Raw genomic sequence first — 17,612 nt, 5'->3', positions numbered from 1 at the left:
AGGAGCCTGTTGCATGAATCATCTGGCTAACGCACTTTGGCAGCAGATTTGGCAGGGATTGCACGGCAATCATGCGCCACAAATGCTGCCTGTTTTTACCGATCACGCCACCTTTTCCTCCGCCTATGCCGTCAGTGAACTGGCGGCCACCAGCCTGGGTCTGGCGATGCGGGGCGTGGCCGATCTGCTTAATCGTCCTGCCCGTCCGCAGGTTAACGTCCGACTGGCCTCACGCTGGTTTCAGCACAGTTTTATGCCGCTTAATCGCGCTGCGCCCGCGCTGTGGGATCCCTTTGCCGGCGATTATGCCTGCCGCAACGGCTGGATCCGCCTGCACACCAATGCTCCGCACCATCGGCTGGCAATGGAACGCGTGCTTGGCCGTCACCCGGATCGCGCGGCACTGGCACGGGAAGTGGCGCAGTGGCAAGCCACGGAGCTGGAACAGGCGGTGATTGAGGCAGGCGGCTGCGCGGCAGAGATGCGCAGTGCCGAGGCATGGCAGCAGCATCCACAGGGGATGGCCGTCATACATGAACCGCTCTTCGCGCGACAAACCCTGGCCGACGGCCCCGCAGTCACGTGGGCGTTGCCCGCGGCGCGTCCGTTACTTGGCATCAAGGTTTTGGATCTGACCCGTATCATTGCAGGCCCGGTGGCGACGCGCTTTCTGGCCAGCCTGGGGGCAAACGTTTTACGGATCGATCCGCCCGGCTGGCAGGAACCCGGTGTGGATGAAGAGCTTGCCTGCGGCAAACGCCGTGCCGTGCTGGATTTAACACAGCCAGCCGACCGCGCCCAGTTTATCTGGTTACTGAAACAGGCCGACGTGATGGTGCACGGCTACCGCGCCGACGCACTGGAAAAGCTGGGATTTGATGCGGCATCGCTGCAGGCCCTGAGTCCCGGTCTGGTCGACGTCAGTTTAAATGCCTGGGGCTGGCAGGGACCGTGGCGCAACCGGCGCGGTTTCGACAGTCTGGTGCAGATGAGTTGCGGGATTGCCGAACAGGGAATGCGATGGAAGCAGCATGATGCGCCGGTACCGCTTCCGGTACAGGCGCTGGATCATGCCACTGGCTACCTGATGGCCGCCGCGGTTCTGGCAGGATTGCGTCAGCGCCTGCAGCACGGCTGCGGCAATCAGACGCGGCTGTCGCTGGCGCGTACCGCCTGGCTGCTTGAGCAACACCGTTATGGGTTGAATGAACAGCAGAGCGGCATTACGCCACGGCTCTGCGACAACCAGCCCTGCATTGAGCTTACGCCGTGGGGCATTGGCGTCCGGTTACGATCCGCCGCCTGGCTGCCCGGCACCACATTACAGTGCGCCACGCCCGGCAACCCGCCCGGCACGCATCCGGCGCACTGGTGATTCAGGCGTCGTCGCCCTGCTCGCTGGCGCTTTCCACCAGCTCATCATACATGGCCTGAATCGCCTCACGACTCAGCACCGCCAGCGTACGATAAAACGCCGTGTTGGCATGGGCTTCAACTTTGCCGAGAAACGTGCCGCACCACGGCATCAGGTACACGTCAAACAGCGCCAGCTGCGCGGCGCTTTCATCGGCCGCAGACTGATCTTCCAGCCAGGATGCCGCCAGCAGCAGCCCACCGAAATGGTCGGCAGGCGCCTCGCCCAGCGGCATACCGCGCGCGGTCAAAAAGGCACGAATATCAGCTTCCGGCTTTCCTTCCGGCCAGCGTGACGCAAACGGCGATACCTTGCAGTCACTGCCGACAAACAGCGCATCGTAGTCTGCCGCCAGCGCCTGCGGATCGCTGTTTTGCTGCAGGCGCGTTAACAGCTCATCCTGCTCCAGCGGCCACTGTGCCGCCAGTTTACCTTCACGAATCAGCGTAAACAGCGGGGCCAGCAGCGCATCCTGCGGATGGCGGTTAAACAGCGAGCCAATAATACGGCACAGAATGGAAAACTCATTCATGCGTCAACATTCCTTGAAGGAGATAAATTAAAAGTCAGCCAGCTCGGCGATAGGTTTGCCGGTACGCAGTTCCAGAAAATCGAGCAGGCGACGCGGCGTGACATTTAACACGCGATCCTCGGGAAAATCCACTTCTCTGGCAATCCGCAGGCAGTGCTCGAAGTTGCCAAGGGTGAAAGCGGTGTGAGAATCGGAGCCGAAGGCCAGCCGCCCGCCCGCTTTGCCGACTGCTTCCGCAATCGCCCGGCAGTTGGGTTCACTGCCGGGTCGGGAATGGGTGAAGGAGGAGTTATTCAGCTCCAGCGCCACGTCGTAGTGCGCGGCGGCTTCAGTGATAGCGGGAATATCGACGGGATATTTTGGGTTGCCGGGATGGCTAATGATGTGAACCAGCCCGCCCGCCATGGCGGCAATCATCGCCTCGGTATTCTGTGTCAGATCGCGCGGCGCATAAACCGCTTCGTGAAAGCCCGCCACAATGAGATCCAGCGATTCCAGCATCGGCCCTGAGCAGTCGATTTCGCCCTGCTGGTTTTTAATATTGGCCTCGATACCGCGCAGAATCGCCACGCCATCAATGATCCGTGGCCAGATGCGCATATTAACGAAGTGCCAGTAATGCGGTGCATCGGCCATGTCCGGACCGTGATCGGTGATAGCAAACAGCTTGAGGCCGTTCAGTTTTGCCTGCGCCACATAGTCGTGCAGCGTGCTGTAAGCGTGGGTACTGGCAACCGTGTGCATGTGAAGATCTACCGGATACATTGTCTGCTCCTGCAAAGGCCGGTTAAGGCATCAGTGATTAATAGCCGCGCTGACGATCGACGAGGCCCTGAGGATGTTCACCCCTTTCGAGCTGCCCGATAGCGTGGGCAATAAAGTCCATCGCCTCTTCTTTCAGGGTGACCGCCGCATTGTGAGGGGTAATTGTTACGCGCGGATGGAACCATAAGGGATGATCGGCAGGCAGCGGTTCAGTCTGAAACACATCCAGCGCGGCCCCCTTCAACTGTCCGCGATCAAGGGCAGCGAGTAAATCCGCTTCCACGACCTGATCGCCACGGGCGAGGTTAAGGAAAAAAGCCTCCTGCGGCAACTGCTGCAACAGTTTATGATCAATCAGATTGCGCGTTTCGGGCGTGCTGGGCAGCAGGTTAATCAGCACCCGGGTTTCGCGCAGGAAGTCATTCAGCGCCGCCGCGCCAGCGAAGCTGGTTACGCCGGGAATCTGCTTCGGAGAACGGCTCCAGACGCGCACCGGAAATCCCCGCGCCTTAAGCGTTTCGGCGACCTGCTGCCCGAGTACGCCTGCACCTAAAATGCCGATGTGGAAAGTTTCGCGCGGGTAAGAAGGCAGCGGCTGCCACTGGGCCGACTGCTGCTGCTGGAGATAGTCATCGAAGCGTCGGAACCAGCCCAGGACGCGGCACAGCGCATATTCCTGCATCTGCTGCGCCATGCCTGTGTCTTTCAGGCGATAGAGCGGAACGTTGTCCGTGAGCATATCCGGGTGCTGCGCCAGCTGCCGCAGGATTTCATCCACGCCTGCGCCCAGTGCAAATACGCCTTTTAACGCGTGGCGGCCACGAAGCATGTCAGGCGGTGGCGAACGCACCAGCGCATAGTCTGCGGGCGCGTTGTCGCCCGGTGCCCACGCGCGCACGCGGGCCTGGGGTAAACGCTGCTGCAGGCCATGTATCCAGTCCGTGGCGCTCTGCGACGGATGAAACCATACAATCTCCATACTGCTCTCCTTTTATTCCCGCCTCGGGTAAACGTGCACAAGGGCAAGCGAAGCCCTGAAAAATGCCTTTTTTCTAACATACCGCAAATAAATAATTCATGCCGCTTCACATTTCCGCCGCACTTAAGGGTGAAAATTGTGGTTAAGGTCTAAAGTTGTTGGGTGGTCAATGCGTTACACAGGGCCGCATTTCGGACAAGGAGAAACACCGATGATGAACACTGAGGTAAAAACGAAAAAACGGCCTCAACGCCATGCGCCCATCCTGCTCAGCCTGTTGCTGAGCGCGAGCGTATTCAACAGCTGGGCGGCAGAGGAATCCCGATTACTGAACAATCCACCGCAGCCGCCGGATGTCCGCTTAGGGCCATTGTTTAATGCCGTTCAACAGGCGAAATTTTACCCCGATCAAAAAACGTTTGCCGATGCAGTACCAAAGTACGATCCTTCGTCAATTCTTGCCGACTGGCAGATGCAAAAAAATCAGCGCGGCTTTGATTTAAAACGGTTTGTTGCAGCGAATTTTACCCTGCCTGGCGACGGCGATAAATATGTGCCGCCTGCAGGCCAGAACCTGCGCGACCATATTAACGGCCTGTGGCCGGTGTTAACCCGCACCACCAACAGTGTGGGAAAATACGACTCGCTGCTGCCGCTGCCTAAGCCTTATGTCGTGCCGGGCGGACGTTTCCGTGAGGTTTATTACTGGGACAGCTATTTCACCATGTTGGGGCTGGCAGAGAGCGGCCATTGGGACAAAGTCCAGGACATGGTTGATAACTTTGCTTCTCTGCTGGATCGCTACGGCCACATTCCTAACGGTAACCGCACCTACTACCTGAGCCGGTCACAGCCGCCGTTCTTTAGCCTGATGGTCGATCTGCTGGCAACCCATGAAGGCGACAAAGCCTATACCCGCTATCTGCCGCAGCTGCAAAAAGAATACGACTACTGGATGGCAGACAGCGACAGCGTCGCAGCGGGCAGTGCCAGCAAACGGGTGATCAAGCTGGCCGACGGTACGTTGCTGAATCGCTACTGGGATGCGCGCGACGTGCCGCGGACGGAATCCTGGATGGATGATATTACGACGGCCAGTAAAGCGCCGCAGCGCAACAAGGCCGAGATGTACCGCGAGCTGCGTGCCGGAGCCGCCTCGGGCTGGGACTTCAGTTCGCGCTGGTTCACCGACGCTCATAACCTGGCCACCATCCGTACCACCCAACTGGCCCCGGTGGATCTGAACAGCCTGATGTTCCACCTGGAAAAAACCCTGTCTACCACCTATCGCCTGAACAAACAGGACGATCGGGCAAAGGCCTTTGCAGACCGGGCAAAAAAACGTCAGGCGGCGGTTAACCGTTACCTGTGGGACAGCAAGCAGGGCTGGTACGCGGACTATGACTGGAAGAAACGCCAGATCCATCCGCAGCTCACCGCTGCCACGCTGTTTCCGCTCTATATGCAGATTGCCAGCGACAAACAGGCTGACAGCACCGCCAGCGCGGTGGAAAAACAGCTGCTCAAACCGGGCGGCCTGGTGACCACGACGGTTAACAATGGTCAACAGTGGGACGCGCCTAACGGCTGGGCACCGCTGCAGTGGGTCGCGGTAGAAGGCCTGGAGCACTACAAGAAACCTCAACTGGCGCAGCAGGTGGGCTTACGTTTCCTGCGTAACGTACAGCTGACCTACGACAAGGAGCATAAGCTGGTCGAAAAATATGTGGTGGAAGGTGCGAACCTGGGCGGCGGCGGCGGCGGTGAATACCCGCTGCAGGATGGCTTCGGCTGGACCAACGGCGTGACGCTGAAGCTGCTGGATAAATATTGCCCGAAAGAGAAAACCTGTAACAGCGCGCACGATATTCCCGAGGCGCAGAGCAGCACACAATAACGGCAAGGTCATTGCCGATATAAAAAGGGCCCGCAGTCACCTGCGGGCCCTTTTTTTACATCATGTTCTGCGTTAACTGCGTACTTTGCGGTAGATAAACAGCACGACAAGCGCACCGATGACCGCGACAACGAAGCTACCAAAGTTGAACCCGTCCACACGGCCAAAGCCGAAGAAGGTACTGATCCAACCACCGACTACGGCACCGATAATACCCAGAATCACGGTAATGATGAAACCACCACCATCTTTACCTGGCATGATCCATTTCGCCAGGATACCGGCGATTAAACCAAAGATGATCCATGAAATAATACCCATCCGTTACTCCTTCCTTTTGGTTAGTCAATGGCGATCGCCTGATTAATCAAGCGGTTCACTGCGCCAAGTATAGTCGCGTTTTTCCAAAAATGTAGCGCAAGCAGTTAATGATAGTGGTTATTGTGTTAAAGCTTTATTATTGTGCGCCGATAACGAACGGGTAGTAACAGGATAATTACGTGAAAAAACGTTGCTCATCTGGAGCCAGCAAGTGAAAGAAACCGATAAAGAACAGTATCTGAAACGTGGCACGCTGGCCGTGCTTGGCGTGATGAAGGACCTGCTTCAGTTACAAACACCTTTGCTGGTGAATTTTTCGCGCGGGCAGTTTATTAGCCGTATGCTGGCTGCCGATGAAACGCGCATTGTGTTTGATCTGGGAAGCAATAACCTCGATAACGACTACGCGCTGCACTGCAATGAAATCACGGTCTTCGCCGAAACCCACGGTGCCAAAATCGAATTTGCCCTTGGGGCACTGGAAAAAACCGACTTTGAGGGGTTACCTGCTTTTCAGGCCGCCCTGCCGGACGTACTGTGGCAAATCCAGCGTCGGGAATTTTTCCGCATCAGCGCCCCTATGGAGCCGCAGTTCTGGTGCCATTGCCAGTGGCCTGACGGCACGGCCGCGCGCCTGCGCTTACAGGATCTCTCCCTGGGCGGCATTGGTGTTCTGGTGGAAGAAGCGATGCCGGAAGGGCTGAAAAGCGGGGACGATTTCAACAGCCTGCAGGTCGAACTGGGGGAATTTGGCCAGTTCAACGTCAGCGCTAAGCTTATGCACATTGGCGAACGCAGCATTATCACCAATAAAAATGAGACGAAAGTGACGCCTCGCCTGAGCTTCCGTTTTACCGCACTTGAGCCCCATCAGGAGCGGCAGCTGCAGCAGATTATTTTTGCCTTAGAGCGCCAGGCGCGCGACAAAGCACAACGCTTCCAGTAATCCGCCCTTTATCCTGCGCCGCGCACCGGCGGCGCATCCAGGCTATGCTTTCCCTTGCTTTCACGTTTAACCGGAACCAGCAAGGAGAATCTCCCCAATGGAAAACTGGCTCAGTTCACGTCATTTTCAGTCCATTTTTTTCAATCAAACACTCTGGATCAACAGCGCTATTGTTATCATTGCTACCCTTGTCATTTACTGGCTGCTGCGCAGCCTGATTCGTTTTGCCTCTAACCGCATTGCCCACTACAGCGAAGTTCGCTACGCCCGGTTTACCGGTATTCTGGTCGAGATCTTGCGCAGCACCAGCCAGCTTCTGCTGCTGATTTTTTCCTTTCTTATCGCCCTGCGCTTTATCGATCTCCCTGACGCCTGGCGCGCGACGATCTCGCACAGCTGGTTCCTGACCCTGATTGTGCAGATTACGCTGTGGATCGATGGCGGCATCCGCCTGTGGTTAAAGAGCCTGCTGCGCGATCCGCAGCATGTTCGCAATCCTGTCACCACGGTGATTATGGGCATTTTACTGCGCGTGCTGGTTTGGGTCATGATGCTGCTGGCCATTTTATCGAACATGGGCATCGACATTACGGCGCTGGTTGCCAGCCTGGGCGTGGGCGGTATTGCCATCGCCCTCGCCATTCAGACGGTGCTGAGTGATGTGTTTGCCTCACTGGCGATTGGCTTTGATAAGCCTTTCGAACACGGTGATTTTATTGTCTTTGGCGACATCGCGGGGACCATCGAACATATCGGCCTGAAAACCACGCGCCTGCGCAGCCTGAGTGGTGAACAGATCGTCTGTTCCAACACCATTCTGCTGCAGCAAACGATTCACAACTACAAACGTATGCAGCAGCGCCGTATCGTGTTTAGGTTTGGTATCAGCTATGCCACACCTTCTGAGCAGGTACGCGAGATAAGTGAACAGGTGAAAACCATCATTCAGGGCATCGAGATGACCCGCTTTGACCGCGCCCATTTTCTGGCGTTCGATGATTCGAAGCTGACGTTTGAAGTGGTCTATTTTGTGTTGAGTGCCGACTACAACCAGTACATGGATATTCAACAGGAGATTAACCTGCAGCTGATGGCGGCACTGGAAGAACGCAATATACGCTTTGCCTTCCCGATCCGTCAGGTCGAATTCAGCGGGGGCAGTTTGCCGCCGGTCGATCTTAAGCCGGTTCCCGATGACGACGCGGCCCAGCTACGCCGCGCGAATCGTTAAGCGCCGGGACGAACGGAGGATCGCGGCACGCTGCCCGATCCTCTTGCAGCCCTTATGCGGGCTGATAGCGACAGCGGGCAACGGCGTTCAGCCAGCCCTGATAGCTGTCCTGCATTTTCTGCGCCAGCTGCCTGCGCGGCATCACGACGTTGCCGCCCTGAAGAGCCTGCATATCACTCCCCTGCTGCCACCATCCCAGCTGTTTACCTGCCAGCAGTGCCGCCCCCAGCGCGGAGGCTTCAGCGGTAGGCGCGCAATGCAGCGGGCGCTGCAGGACGTCCGCCTGAAACTGCATCAGCCAGCGATTTTGTGTCGCACTGCCGTCAACGCACAGCGCAGGTAATGTGTCGCCGCTTGCCTGTTCCATAGCGAAAAAGACGTCAGCAATTTGCCAGGTAATCGACTCCAGCGCGACCCGCGCCAGCACCGCCGGGGTGGCCGCATCGGTCAGGCCGCACAGCATGCCGCGGGCTTTTAAATCCCACCAGGGCGCGCCCAGTCCGGACAGGGCCGGGACAAAATAGCAGCCCTGATTGTCATCGCAGCTTTCGGCCATTGCCGTCAGCTGCCGGGGATCGGTGACGCCGAGCATTTTTCCCAGCCAGGCCGCACCTGAACCGGTGTGGGTAATATTGCCTTCAAACGCAAAGCGCGGTTGACCGTCGTGCCACGCCACGGTGGTGCTGAGGCCATTGTCGGTCAGGATCGGCGTTGCCATCGACATCATCAGCGAGGAGCCCGTGCCATAGGTTGCCTTAACCACTTCCGCCTCGTCACGGCGCTGGGCATAAAGCGCCGCATGGGAATCGCCAATGCGTGCCAGGATCGGGGTGCCAGGTGCCAGACCGGCAATATCGGTTAAGGCAACCACGCCCGCACAACCCGCTGAGGCGGTAATCTGCGGCAGCGCGGCGCGCGGCAGGCTGAACAGGGACAGCAGCTCATCATCCCAGTCGTTGGTGTGCAGACTGTAAAGCTGCGTGCGTGCCGCATTGGCATGGTCGGTGACGAAGCACTCTCCCGCCGACAGTTGCCAGGTCAGCCAGCTGTCCACTGTACCAATACATAACTCCCCCGCCGCCGCTCTGGCAACGCCGTCAGGCAGTGACGCGAGCATGCCGGTCAGCTTGGCGGCAGGAAACATAGGATCGACCGCCAGCCCGGTTAGCGCCGTAATCTTCCCGGCCTGTCCAGACAGATGAAGATCGCGGCAAAACGATTCCGAACGGCGGTCCTGCCAGCTCACCAGCGGGGTGAGCGGCATGCCGTCCCGGCGCTGCCATATCAAAACCGATTCACGCTGATTGCTGATCGCAACCGCCGCGACCGGTGCGTCGGCGCACTGGGCAAGACAGTCGGCTATCGCCTGCCTGACGGCCAGCCAGATGGCCATGGGGGCCTGCTCGGCCAGACCGGGTTGCGGATGCTGCAGCGTCAGGCCCTGACTGGCCCGCGCCACCACTTTTCCCTGACGATTTACGGCGACCGCTTTGGCGTTGGTGGTGCCTTCATCAATAGCCAGAATCACAGACTCGTGCATCGTCAGCCTCCTGTGCAAAGGCGCAGCGCCTGGGCCGCCACGCTGCTGGCGTCAATGCCATGACAGGCCCGGGTGGAGGCGCGATCGCCGGCGATGGCGTACTCGCCATCCGCAATGCCCAGACGCAACAGCTTAACCGGCAAGCCGTTCTCGGCCAGGACCTCCGCCACCAGGCTGCCTACGCCACCATTGATGTTGTGCTCTTCAACCGTGATGACGCTACGGTAGTGACTCAGCAGATTATGCAATTGCTGAGTGTTACAGGGACGAAGAGAAGGCACGGCGATTACCGCAGCGGAAACCCCCTGCGTTTCCAGCTGCTCTGAGGCGGTAACGGCCTCATGTACCGTTGAGCCCATGGCAACAAGCGCAATGTCATGGCCTTCGCGCAGCAGATCGATCGCTCCAGGTGTAAAGCGGTATTCGTCGTCATGCAACTGCGGCAACGCTTTGCCATCCAGCCGAATATAAACCGGCCCCACATGATCAAGGGCATAGTCGATGATTTGGCGGCACTCAAGGGGACAGGAAGGCGCGTAGATTTCAATATTGCCAAATCCACGCAGGATGGCGATGTCGTCAATGCTGTGGTGCGTGCTGGCGAGCGGGCCGTAGCTGGCTCCTGCATTCAGCCCAAACAGCTTAACGTTAGTATTGTTATAACAGACGTCGATTTTCACCTGCTCGTTAGCACGGGAGATCAGAAAGGGTGCGGCGTTACAGGTTACAGCCACTTTTCCGCCCAGCGCCAGCCCGGCAGCCGTACCCACCAACGCCTGCTCGGCGATGCCCACGTTAATTAACCGGCCGGGAAACGCCTTAATAAACGGCGCGATTTTAGCGGTTGAGGTGGAGTCAGCCACCACCGGAACCACATCGATACCGCGATCAACCGCCGCCATCAATGCTTCTACCATGACCTCTGCCAGATGTTGTGCCTTACTCATCTTTTAACTCCTCCAGTGCCCGGTCGATTTCTTCACCCTTGGGCACCCGGTGGTGCCATTCCGCTTTGCCCTGGATAAAGGAGATACCAAACCCTTTTTCCGTGTGGGCGATAATTACCCGCGGTTTGCCGCTTACCGGCGGCTGTTCGAGTGCGCTGACCACCGATGCCATGTCATTGCCCTGGCATTCACTCACCGCCAGACCAAAGGCACGCCATTTCTCCTCTAGCGGATCGGTGTTCATAATGTCACGCGTCGATCCCGCCAGTTGGAGTTTGTTTTTGTCGTTAATCACAATCAGGTTATCCAGCCCGTAATGGGCTGCCACCAGCGCCGCTTCCCAATTACTGCCTTCTGCCAGCTCGCCGTCGCCGGTCACGACAAAAATACGCCGCCGACTGTTGCTCTTCTTCGCCGCCAGCGCAATGCCCACCGCCACGGGCAATCCGTGCCCCAGCGCGCCCGTGTTCAGTTCTACGCCCGGCGTCTTTTGCCGCACCGGATGCCCCGGTAAAGCGGAGTGAGCATGCTGATAGGTCGCCAGCCACTCCAGCGGGAAATACCCGGCTTCCGCCAGCACACAGTAATATCCTCCCACGGCATGACCTTTTGACTGGATATAGATATCACGCTCGTCATCTGCCGTCCGGTCGGGCGCACAGTTGAGGATGCGGAAATAGAGCGCAGTCAGGATTTCAACCTGCGACAGGTCCGCGCCGGTGTGCCCTCCCGCCGGGCTGCCCGCGTTAAGCTGAATAATGCGGCGGCGCACTGACCGCGCTCGTTTTTCAAGCTCATTTACAGAAAGCATAAAAGGATTCATAGCTCACCTATTGAATTTTAAGTCCACACTGAATATATATTCAGGCTGGGTGTTATTGCCCCGTGCTGACAGGCAATGCGTGAAAGTCTCACACTTACATGCGCTGCCAGACCAAAGTCCTTTTCCTTTATGAATATATATTCAATAATGATTTTATATTCAAAACCACTATGCGCCTTGCGGGTGACGCCGTCCAGACAGGAAGTGATAAAAAGCGAAAATGATCACAAATTGCCGTGGATTGTGATTTTTACGTGGGTGGTTAACAATGGCAGGCAGAACACGAGAGGAAAAAAACCAATGGCGAAGCAGGATGAACAGCGGCTCATGGTAAAAATTGCCACACTTTACTATGTCGAAGGCAGGAAGCAGTCCGATATTGCACAGCTACTCAAGCTGTCTCAGTCGTTCGTATCGCGCATTCTGAACCGCAGTGTGAAAGAAGGCGTGGTAAAAATCAGCGTGGTGCCGCCTGCTAATGTCTTTCCGGAACTGGAAAAAGCGCTTGAGCAACGCTATCAGCTGCCGCAGGCCATTGTGGTGGATGTGCCAGAACAGGCGTCCGCTGGCGAGATCAAACAGGCGATTGGCTCGGCGGCGGCGCACTATCTGGAAACCCGACTGCGCGCGGACGAACTTATTGGCATCTCCTCCTGGAGCGGCACCATTCGTGCAATGGTGGATGCCCTGCATCCTCTCAATAACGCCTGTAAAGGGGTGATTCAGCTGCTGGGCGGCGTGGGGGCCAACGGAAACGTCCAGGCTACGATACTGACGCAAAATCTTGCCGCGCTGTTGAATTGCCCCGCCTGGCTGCTGCCCTCTCAATCCATTGAACATTCGGTCACGGATCGCCAGCGGCTGGCCGCCAATCCTGACGTCGCCGAAGTGCTGAATAAGTTTAATGAGGTGGACTTAGCCATTGTCGGCATTGGCGATCTTGAACCTTCTGCGCTGCTGCGCAATTCGGGTAACTACTACGACGCAACCATGTTACGCACCCTGGCCGGACGCGGCGCGGTGGGGGATATTTGCCTGCACTATTTTGATGAACAGGGTCAACCCGTGCTGAACGCCGATGAAGATCCGGTCATTGGCATGGAACTGGAACAGGTGCGACAGTGCGCGCAGGTGGTAGCGCTGGCAGGCGGCAAAGAGAAAGCACAGGCGATTCGCGGGGCGCTGCGGGGTGGCTATGTGAATGTGCTGATTGTGGATTATCCCACGGCAAGGCTGCTGACCACTTAACTGTTCTCTCCTCACCTGCCAAAAAGGAAGGTGAGGAGAAAACATGGGGATCAGCTGTTAGCGCGGTAAGCCGTGGTGACTTTCCACAGGTAACGTGGCGCCTGGGCTGCAGGATGTTTGTTTTGTACGTGCTGATAGAACTCGTCCGGCGTCATGGCATTTATCATGGCAATGGCCCGATCGCGATTGCTGGAGAAGGTGCGCAGTAACGCGCCAGCACCGTTTGCATAGGAAACAATGGTGGCGTAACGCAGCGTGAGGGGATCGCGGATGCCCGAAAGCGCAGACTGCTGCAGAATTTTGATGTACGCGGTACCAATATCTATATTTCTGGCCGGATCGCGCAGCTCTGCGTTGCTCGGCTGACCGTGGCGCCCCTGGGTGCGATACACTTCCCGGCCCGCGGTTGAGGCTTTGATCTGCATTAATCCCACCGCATTAGAACGGCTGACCACGCCAGGGTTCCCACCGGACTCCACATTGATAATGGCGCTGATCAGTTTTTCATCCACCCCATACTGGTTGGCGGCCGTTTCGGTAAAGAGTGACCAGGTTCCACTGATGCGTGAAGGCGGTGCCTGAGTTAACGGCGTATTCTTCTCTTTAACGTAAGTATGCGGCGGTTCACTGGCACAGCCCGTCAGCAGCAAGGCTGAAATGACAAAGTAGCGAATTTTTAGCAATTTTTTATCTCGTCGCAGAAGTGGCGGAAGCTATCATACCGAGCCGGCTGAATTGCAAAATTACCGTTTATCCTAATTACAGCAGTCTGATGACTTATTTACGGTTTTTCGTCATTATCGTGAAGTCTGTCACTGACTAATTTCAGGAATTTACTATGACGTCACGTTCCATCCGTCTTATTGCCCCTTCAGGTTATTGCCATAATCAACCTGCGGCCCTGCTCGGGGTTGAACGCCTGCGAGCGGAAGGACATCGCGTGGACAATGACGCCGTCATCGCGCGGCGCTTCCAGCGCTTTGCTGGCACCGACGAGGCGCGCTCAGGCGATATTAATGAACTGGCTGACTTAGCAACCCTACCCGATATTGTGCTGGCGGTGCGCGGCGGTTATGGCGCAACACGGCTGCTGCCGTCGGTGGATTATGCCGGCCTGAAGCGTCGTTTAGCGCACCAGCCGCTGGCCATCTGTGGGCACAGCGACTTCACCGTGTTGCAGTTAGCGCTGCTCCAACATGCCGGTTTGATTAGCTTCAGTGGACCGATGCTGGCGGGCAATTTTGGCGCTGAGGTTTTATCCGAATTTACCCTGCAGCACTTTTGGCATGCGCTGACATCACCTACAGTCATGGTGGCCTGGCAAAGTGAAACACCCGATAACGGCCACTGGCAGGGGACGCTGTGGGGCGGCAACCTGGCGATGCTCTGCTCGCTAATCGGGACGCCATGGCTGCCGCAGATTGAGAACGGCATTCTGGTTATCGAAGATGTTAACGAGCATCCGTTCCGTATTGAACGTATGCTGCTGCAGTTGCACCAATGCGGCGTGCTGGCCAGACAGCAGGCAATTGTCACCGGCAGTTTCACCAGTACCGCTCTGTCGGAGTACGACAACGGATTTGATTTCCCTACGGTCTGGCAGCACATTCGCGAGGTCAGCGGTCTGCCGGTTATCAGCGACCTGGACTTCGGTCACGCTCCGGATACCGTCACCTTACCTCTGGGTGCAACGGCCACGCTGCAGGTGAATCAGGGTAAGGTTGTATTACAGGCGAGCGGACATCCCGTATTGCGCACATAGCTGAAGTTGCAGGAGATCGACATTGAAGCCGCTGTATGACGATTTGTGGATCTCAACGCCGGAGTTTCCGGCCGAAGGTACCGAAGACATTATGATGCATGGTTTTTTGCTGCGTCATCCGCGCGGCAATTTACTGATTGGACGGGTAGAAAACCCGCTGGATCATGAAGTGCTGGCGGATGATAACGGCGTAATCCGGCATTACCTGACCCACTGGCATGAATCCGCGCCCGGCGCGGCGCGTATCCAGCAGCGCTTTAACAGCGCGCTCTACTGCCACAGCCGCTCATTGGGGCAGATCAGCCGCTTTGTCGAACCTGACGATACCTTCACGCAGCAGGAAACGCATTTTGGTGATTTTCACCTGTTGCCGACGCCCGGCCACACGCCCGGCAGCTGCAGCTATCTTTACGCTTCCCCTAACGGCCTGACCTACTTGTTTGTCGGTGATACACTCACGCGTCAGCATGACCGCTGGATAACCGTGCTGGTGCCCGAGAGCAATCCTGCCGAACTGGCCGCTTCGCTGGAGCTCTACCGGACTCTGCGCCCTGACGTGGTGCTGATGAGCACCACGCGCGGCCATCTCTCATGGCAGAAAGTGACCCTGTCCGGCTGGCTGGCCGCTATCGACGAGGCAGAGCTGCACCCGCTGGATCTGCGCCAGCAGGCGGTGCTGTAGTTACAGGATTTTGGTCAGATAATGGCGCTGGTAATGGTGAATATAGTCGCCAAGCGTTAACCGGACGTGATAGCCCAACTTCTCGTAGAAGGGCCGAGCCTGAAAGCTGGCCGTATCGACCTGGGCAAAACGGCATCCTCGCTGGCGCGCCTCTTGTTCTGCCGCCAGCACCAACTGACTTCCCGTGCCCTGCCCCCGGAGCCTGTCGCTGACCCAAAGCAAATCGATGCGTAACCAGTTACCTGTCGTCGTACCGGTTAACCCTGCCAGCTTCTTCCCCTGAAAATCACAGATAAACAGCCCCAGCGGTTTAATCAGGTCCACGTCAAAAAATTTGCTGTTATGCGCATTCAGGCCTAGCCGGAGTTCATCCTGATCTTTACTGGTCACCTTATCAGTGAGGGTAATCTGCATTGGCATTCCTTATCGCGGCAAATCAGGAGTCGTTACGTTGTCTGTCGTCGTAGCGCTCAAGGCTCAGGACGTCCACGTCACGCTTCGCGCTGCGGCTGCAGGGCACCAGCGCGTCGCTGTCATGGTAGACAAAGAAGGTGTCGAGATTGCTTTTGTTGACGATCAGCTGATCGCCGTTGCGGAAGCGGGTAATGGCCACTTTGTCACCGCCCTCAATCTGCGTGTTCAGTTGCCCCGCCGCAATCTGGAAGTGCTGTTTGGGCCAGGAGAGCGTACTCAGGCCATATTCAGCGCGTGAAATGGTCATGGTAGGCCGACCGGGACAATGGATCTGGAATTCGCTTTCGCTCCACGCTGACGCGCTGTAACAGGCCAACAGGCACAGGGCAAGACGGACTGCTTTCATCTGATTTCCTCCGCTGAATACGTCATTTCCCATTGTCAGAGGAGTTTATCACAATAAAAGCCAGGCAGAGCAGGACGGGACAGGTTGCCGCAGGAATTCAGGCGTGCCGGAGAGACAGCCGCTCACCTGCCCTGCGCACCACCAGAAAACCGAACGGGCGAGATGGCATCGGGTAAACCACGGCTCAATTAGTCTGCAGCCACTTCCGCTGCGACCAACATTAACGCCAGGTCGGCGTGTTCGCTGTCGAAGCTGCTCATCACATCGCGAATTTCAGCGGCACAGGCAATGACCTGCTGCCTTTTTTCTGCATCCAGCGATTCGATGGCGTGGCGAATAATCATTAGGCTGGCTTCTTCTTCTTTCATCATTTATCCCTGAATTTGCTTAAGCGATGCGCAAAGATGGCAAGAATAACGTTTATTCCACCTCAAAGTCATCTTTTGCATTTCTGTTGCTTAACCTTTGAGCAAAGCACAAATCAGCCTGTGTCGCAGAACTGCTATGATCATGTTATTTGCGGCGCAACAGGATAGAATCGTTCACCGCTTTCATGGACTTGGGCAGGGACAGGATATGTTGCGATCGGTAGTTTTCATTTTTATGGCACTGCTTGCGGGCTGCTCATCGTCGCCGAAAGGCGTGGAATGCCCGGGCGAGGTCAGCACCCTTTACGGTCAGTCGCTGGGCCAGACCCAGGGGACGATTTTCGATCTGGTCACCTCATTTAGCGTCAGTCGGGACGGCGCAAGCGTGCAGAGCGGTCCGCTGCAGTCGCAGGATCGCTTCCAGTACATTCCTTCCGCCGTCACGCGTGAGGGTTATTATGCGCAACGCCTGTCGGACAAGCAGTTCCGGCTCATCAATCCCTATCAGGATACCCTGATCACCTGGACCTGCCCGTAGAGGGGTGAATCCGGGCGCAGAATGGTATAGTGTCAGGAAACGTCAAGAGACAGGTCATCCTTCACATGGAAAAGCGTCTGGATAACAACGGCTATATCGATTTTCCCTTCCCGGCGACCCGCAATGAAGACGGTACGGTCAATCCCTGCGGCATCGACTTAACGCTGGAAACAGAGCGCCTTGAAGAGGTTGCGGTGCTGCGCCACTCAGCAAACCTGCAGCGTCTGGTGGAAGAGGTGAATCTTCAGGACGGGCTGTTCATGACGCTGGCCTGCGACTGGCAACAGCAGGAAAACGCGGTGTGCGGGTTTATTGATATCGCCTTTCGTCCCGAGTTGCCTGGCCATTCACATGCTGAGACGCTGCAGCTGGAAACCGCGTTTTACACCTATCTCAAAGAGCAGGCCCAACAGCATGGGCTGGCAGCGGATGCGCTGGTCAACTATGCCCGTGCTGTACTCGACTGGGGCTGGTCGCCGCTGCAGCAACGTCAGCGCCGCTATGAAAAAATCACAATTCAGTACTACTGCCCTCAGTCGGAGGATGCGGAATGGTGCTTCGACCATATTCGCCACTTTCTGGTGAGCTGGTACCCTCAGTACGCCGCCGCTCCGGGCAATGCCGTTTTGTGAAACAGCTGGTAATGATTTTTCCCTGCACACATTAGCCACTGGCGAGTTGCCGCGTTTCCCCGCTTCACGCCCCTGCCTGCGCGCCTCTCAGGCCAGCGATATGACGCGGTGGCAGATATTTTCCCCTGACCTTTGCCTCCTGAACAGAAGATTAATGCGCCCTGGGG

General features: G+C 57.0%; 20 protein-coding genes. 9 read left to right on the top strand and 11 right to left on the bottom strand.

Features of this window, described 5'->3' with window-relative positions; all coding sequences use genetic code 11:
* Positions 1-13: 13 nt before the first annotated feature.
* Positions 14-1,375 (top strand): CoA transferase, encoded by a 1,362-nt coding sequence (locus tag QLG08_RS20745; protein WP_019105669.1) that lies wholly within the window; start codon positions 14-16, stop codon positions 1,373-1,375.
* 1 nt (position 1,376) lies between these two features.
* On the opposite strand, the gene QLG08_RS20740 is transcribed toward QLG08_RS20745, so the two are convergent.
* Genes QLG08_RS20740 through ghrA form a run of 3 tightly spaced genes read right to left on the bottom strand, consistent with a single transcriptional unit; the run spans position 1,377 to position 3,690 of the window.
* Positions 1,377-1,946, bottom strand: coding sequence for a molecular chaperone (locus QLG08_RS20740; RefSeq protein ID WP_013025440.1), 570 nt, complete (start codon positions 1,944-1,946; stop codon positions 1,377-1,379).
* Positions 1,947-1,973: 27 nt separating this feature from the next.
* A complete protein-coding gene (locus QLG08_RS20735; RefSeq protein WP_014593478.1) occupies positions 1,974-2,711 on the bottom strand; it encodes a phosphatase in 738 nt (245 codons plus the stop codon).
* 37 nt (positions 2,712-2,748) lie between these two features.
* Positions 2,749-3,690 carry a glyoxylate/hydroxypyruvate reductase GhrA gene (gene ghrA / locus QLG08_RS20730; RefSeq protein WP_019105670.1) on the bottom strand — a complete coding sequence of 314 codons (942 nt, stop codon included), beginning with the start codon at positions 3,688-3,690 and terminating at the stop codon, positions 2,749-2,751.
* A 211-nt stretch (positions 3,691-3,901) separates the two neighbouring features.
* Between ghrA and treA the strand changes: the two genes are divergently transcribed.
* A complete protein-coding gene (gene treA, locus QLG08_RS20725) occupies positions 3,902-5,587 on the top strand; it encodes an alpha,alpha-trehalase TreA (RefSeq protein WP_282473148.1) in 1,686 nt (561 codons plus the stop codon).
* A gap of 72 nt (positions 5,588-5,659) precedes the next feature.
* Here the strand turns inward: treA and QLG08_RS20720 are convergent, their stop codons facing one another.
* Positions 5,660-5,908 (bottom strand): GlsB/YeaQ/YmgE family stress response membrane protein, encoded by a 249-nt coding sequence (locus QLG08_RS20720; RefSeq protein WP_013025436.1) that lies wholly within the window; start codon positions 5,906-5,908, stop codon positions 5,660-5,662.
* Between the two features lie 211 nt (positions 5,909-6,119).
* Here QLG08_RS20720 and QLG08_RS20715 point away from each other — a divergent pair, with 211 nt between their 5' ends.
* Complete coding sequence (locus tag QLG08_RS20715) at positions 6,120-6,854, top strand: flagellar brake protein (RefSeq protein ID WP_014606088.1); 735 nt, start codon at positions 6,120-6,122, stop codon at positions 6,852-6,854.
* Between the two features lie 97 nt (positions 6,855-6,951).
* Entirely contained in the window at positions 6,952-8,085 is a 1,134-nt protein-coding gene (locus QLG08_RS20710; RefSeq protein WP_019105673.1) for a mechanosensitive ion channel family protein, read from the top strand.
* Between the two features lie 52 nt (positions 8,086-8,137).
* Here QLG08_RS20710 and QLG08_RS20705 read toward each other — a convergent pair whose 3' ends face one another.
* The 3 genes from QLG08_RS20705 to QLG08_RS20695 are packed head-to-tail and all read right to left on the bottom strand — an operon-like array spanning position 8,138 to position 11,395.
* Positions 8,138-9,625, bottom strand: coding sequence for an FGGY family carbohydrate kinase (locus QLG08_RS20705; protein ID WP_019105674.1), 1,488 nt, complete (start codon positions 9,623-9,625; stop codon positions 8,138-8,140).
* Between the two features lie 2 nt (positions 9,626-9,627).
* Entirely contained in the window at positions 9,628-10,572 is a 945-nt protein-coding gene (locus tag QLG08_RS20700; RefSeq protein ID WP_019106809.1) for a transketolase C-terminal domain-containing protein, read from the bottom strand.
* Positions 10,565-11,395, bottom strand: a complete 831-nt coding sequence (locus tag QLG08_RS20695; RefSeq protein ID WP_019105675.1) for a transketolase — start codon at positions 11,393-11,395, stop codon at positions 10,565-10,567. The genes QLG08_RS20700 and QLG08_RS20695 overlap by 8 nt, the downstream gene beginning before the upstream one ends.
* Positions 11,396-11,695: 300 nt before the next feature.
* On the opposite strand from QLG08_RS20695, the gene QLG08_RS20690 reads away from it, so the two are divergent.
* The gene (locus QLG08_RS20690) at positions 11,696-12,643 is read left to right on the top strand and encodes a sugar-binding transcriptional regulator (RefSeq protein WP_014606091.1); all 948 of its coding nucleotides are present in this window, start codon (positions 11,696-11,698) and stop codon (positions 12,641-12,643) included.
* A gap of 50 nt (positions 12,644-12,693) precedes the next feature.
* On the opposite strand, the gene emtA is transcribed toward QLG08_RS20690, so the two are convergent.
* Positions 12,694-13,326 carry a membrane-bound lytic murein transglycosylase EmtA gene (emtA, locus tag QLG08_RS20685; protein WP_013025429.1) on the bottom strand — a complete coding sequence of 211 codons (633 nt, stop codon included), beginning with the start codon at positions 13,324-13,326 and terminating at the stop codon, positions 12,694-12,696.
* 155 nt (positions 13,327-13,481) lie between these two features.
* Here emtA and ldcA point away from each other — a divergent pair, with 155 nt between their 5' ends.
* Together ldcA and QLG08_RS20675 are read left to right on the top strand one after the other, a co-directional pair.
* Positions 13,482-14,405, top strand: coding sequence for a muramoyltetrapeptide carboxypeptidase (gene ldcA, locus QLG08_RS20680; RefSeq protein WP_014593471.1), 924 nt, complete (start codon positions 13,482-13,484; stop codon positions 14,403-14,405).
* A gap of 22 nt (positions 14,406-14,427) precedes the next feature.
* Positions 14,428-15,087, top strand: coding sequence for an MBL fold metallo-hydrolase (locus QLG08_RS20675; protein ID WP_013025427.1), 660 nt, complete (start codon positions 14,428-14,430; stop codon positions 15,085-15,087).
* On the opposite strand, the gene QLG08_RS20670 is transcribed toward QLG08_RS20675, so the two are convergent.
* The 3 genes from QLG08_RS20670 to QLG08_RS20660 form a co-directional block, all read right to left on the bottom strand.
* Positions 15,088-15,501 carry a GNAT family N-acetyltransferase gene (locus QLG08_RS20670; RefSeq protein ID WP_019105676.1) on the bottom strand — a complete coding sequence of 138 codons (414 nt, stop codon included), beginning with the start codon at positions 15,499-15,501 and terminating at the stop codon, positions 15,088-15,090.
* Between the two features lie 22 nt (positions 15,502-15,523).
* Positions 15,524-15,907 (bottom strand): hypothetical protein, encoded by a 384-nt coding sequence (locus QLG08_RS20665; protein WP_014606096.1) that lies wholly within the window; start codon positions 15,905-15,907, stop codon positions 15,524-15,526.
* Positions 15,908-16,095: 188 nt separating this feature from the next.
* A complete protein-coding gene (locus QLG08_RS20660; protein WP_033765874.1) occupies positions 16,096-16,275 on the bottom strand; it encodes a hypothetical protein in 180 nt (59 codons plus the stop codon).
* Positions 16,276-16,483: 208 nt separating this feature from the next.
* Here QLG08_RS20660 and QLG08_RS20655 point away from each other — a divergent pair, with 208 nt between their 5' ends.
* Together QLG08_RS20655 and QLG08_RS20650 are read left to right on the top strand one after the other, a co-directional pair.
* The gene (locus QLG08_RS20655) at positions 16,484-16,813 is read left to right on the top strand and encodes a hypothetical protein (RefSeq protein WP_015700529.1); all 330 of its coding nucleotides are present in this window, start codon (positions 16,484-16,486) and stop codon (positions 16,811-16,813) included.
* 65 nt (positions 16,814-16,878) lie between these two features.
* On the top strand, positions 16,879-17,445 hold the full coding sequence (locus tag QLG08_RS20650) for a hypothetical protein (RefSeq protein ID WP_014593469.1): 567 nt from the start codon (positions 16,879-16,881) through the stop codon (positions 17,443-17,445).
* Positions 17,446-17,612: the final 167 nt, after the last annotated feature.

The sequence above is a fragment of the Pantoea sp. V106_11 genome (assembly GCF_029967885.1).
Classification (GTDB): domain Bacteria; phylum Pseudomonadota; class Gammaproteobacteria; order Enterobacterales; family Enterobacteriaceae; genus Pantoea; species Pantoea ananatis.
This window is presented reverse-complemented; position numbering and strand designations above follow the sequence as displayed.

Coding starts and splice junctions, on each gene's coding strand:
- QLG08_RS20745 (WP_019105669.1), top strand. CDS start 14: ATGAATCATCTGGCTAACGCACTTTGGCAGCAGATTTGGCAGGGATTG.
- QLG08_RS20740 (WP_013025440.1), bottom strand. CDS start 1,946: ATGAATGAGTTTTCCATTCTGTGCCGTATTATTGGCTCGCTGTTTAAC.
- QLG08_RS20735 (WP_014593478.1), bottom strand. CDS start 2,711: ATGTATCCGGTAGATCTTCACATGCACACGGTTGCCAGTACCCACGCT.
- ghrA (WP_019105670.1), bottom strand. CDS start 3,690: ATGGAGATTGTATGGTTTCATCCGTCGCAGAGCGCCACGGACTGGATA.
- treA (WP_282473148.1), top strand. CDS start 3,902: ATGATGAACACTGAGGTAAAAACGAAAAAACGGCCTCAACGCCATGCG.
- QLG08_RS20720 (WP_013025436.1), bottom strand. CDS start 5,908: ATGGGTATTATTTCATGGATCATCTTTGGTTTAATCGCCGGTATCCTG.
- QLG08_RS20710 (WP_019105673.1), top strand. CDS start 6,952: ATGGAAAACTGGCTCAGTTCACGTCATTTTCAGTCCATTTTTTTCAAT.
- QLG08_RS20705 (WP_019105674.1), bottom strand. CDS start 9,625: ATGCACGAGTCTGTGATTCTGGCTATTGATGAAGGCACCACCAACGCC.
- QLG08_RS20700 (WP_019106809.1), bottom strand. CDS start 10,572: ATGAGTAAGGCACAACATCTGGCAGAGGTCATGGTAGAAGCATTGATG.
- QLG08_RS20695 (WP_019105675.1), bottom strand. CDS start 11,395: ATGAATCCTTTTATGCTTTCTGTAAATGAGCTTGAAAAACGAGCGCGG.
- QLG08_RS20690 (WP_014606091.1), top strand. CDS start 11,696: ATGGCGAAGCAGGATGAACAGCGGCTCATGGTAAAAATTGCCACACTT.
- ldcA (WP_014593471.1), top strand. CDS start 13,482: ATGACGTCACGTTCCATCCGTCTTATTGCCCCTTCAGGTTATTGCCAT.
- QLG08_RS20670 (WP_019105676.1), bottom strand. CDS start 15,501: ATGCAGATTACCCTCACTGATAAGGTGACCAGTAAAGATCAGGATGAA.
- QLG08_RS20665 (WP_014606096.1), bottom strand. CDS start 15,907: ATGAAAGCAGTCCGTCTTGCCCTGTGCCTGTTGGCCTGTTACAGCGCG.
- QLG08_RS20660 (WP_033765874.1), bottom strand. CDS start 16,275: ATGAAAGAAGAAGAAGCCAGCCTAATGATTATTCGCCACGCCATCGAA.
- QLG08_RS20655 (WP_015700529.1), top strand. CDS start 16,484: ATGTTGCGATCGGTAGTTTTCATTTTTATGGCACTGCTTGCGGGCTGC.
- QLG08_RS20650 (WP_014593469.1), top strand. CDS start 16,879: ATGGAAAAGCGTCTGGATAACAACGGCTATATCGATTTTCCCTTCCCG.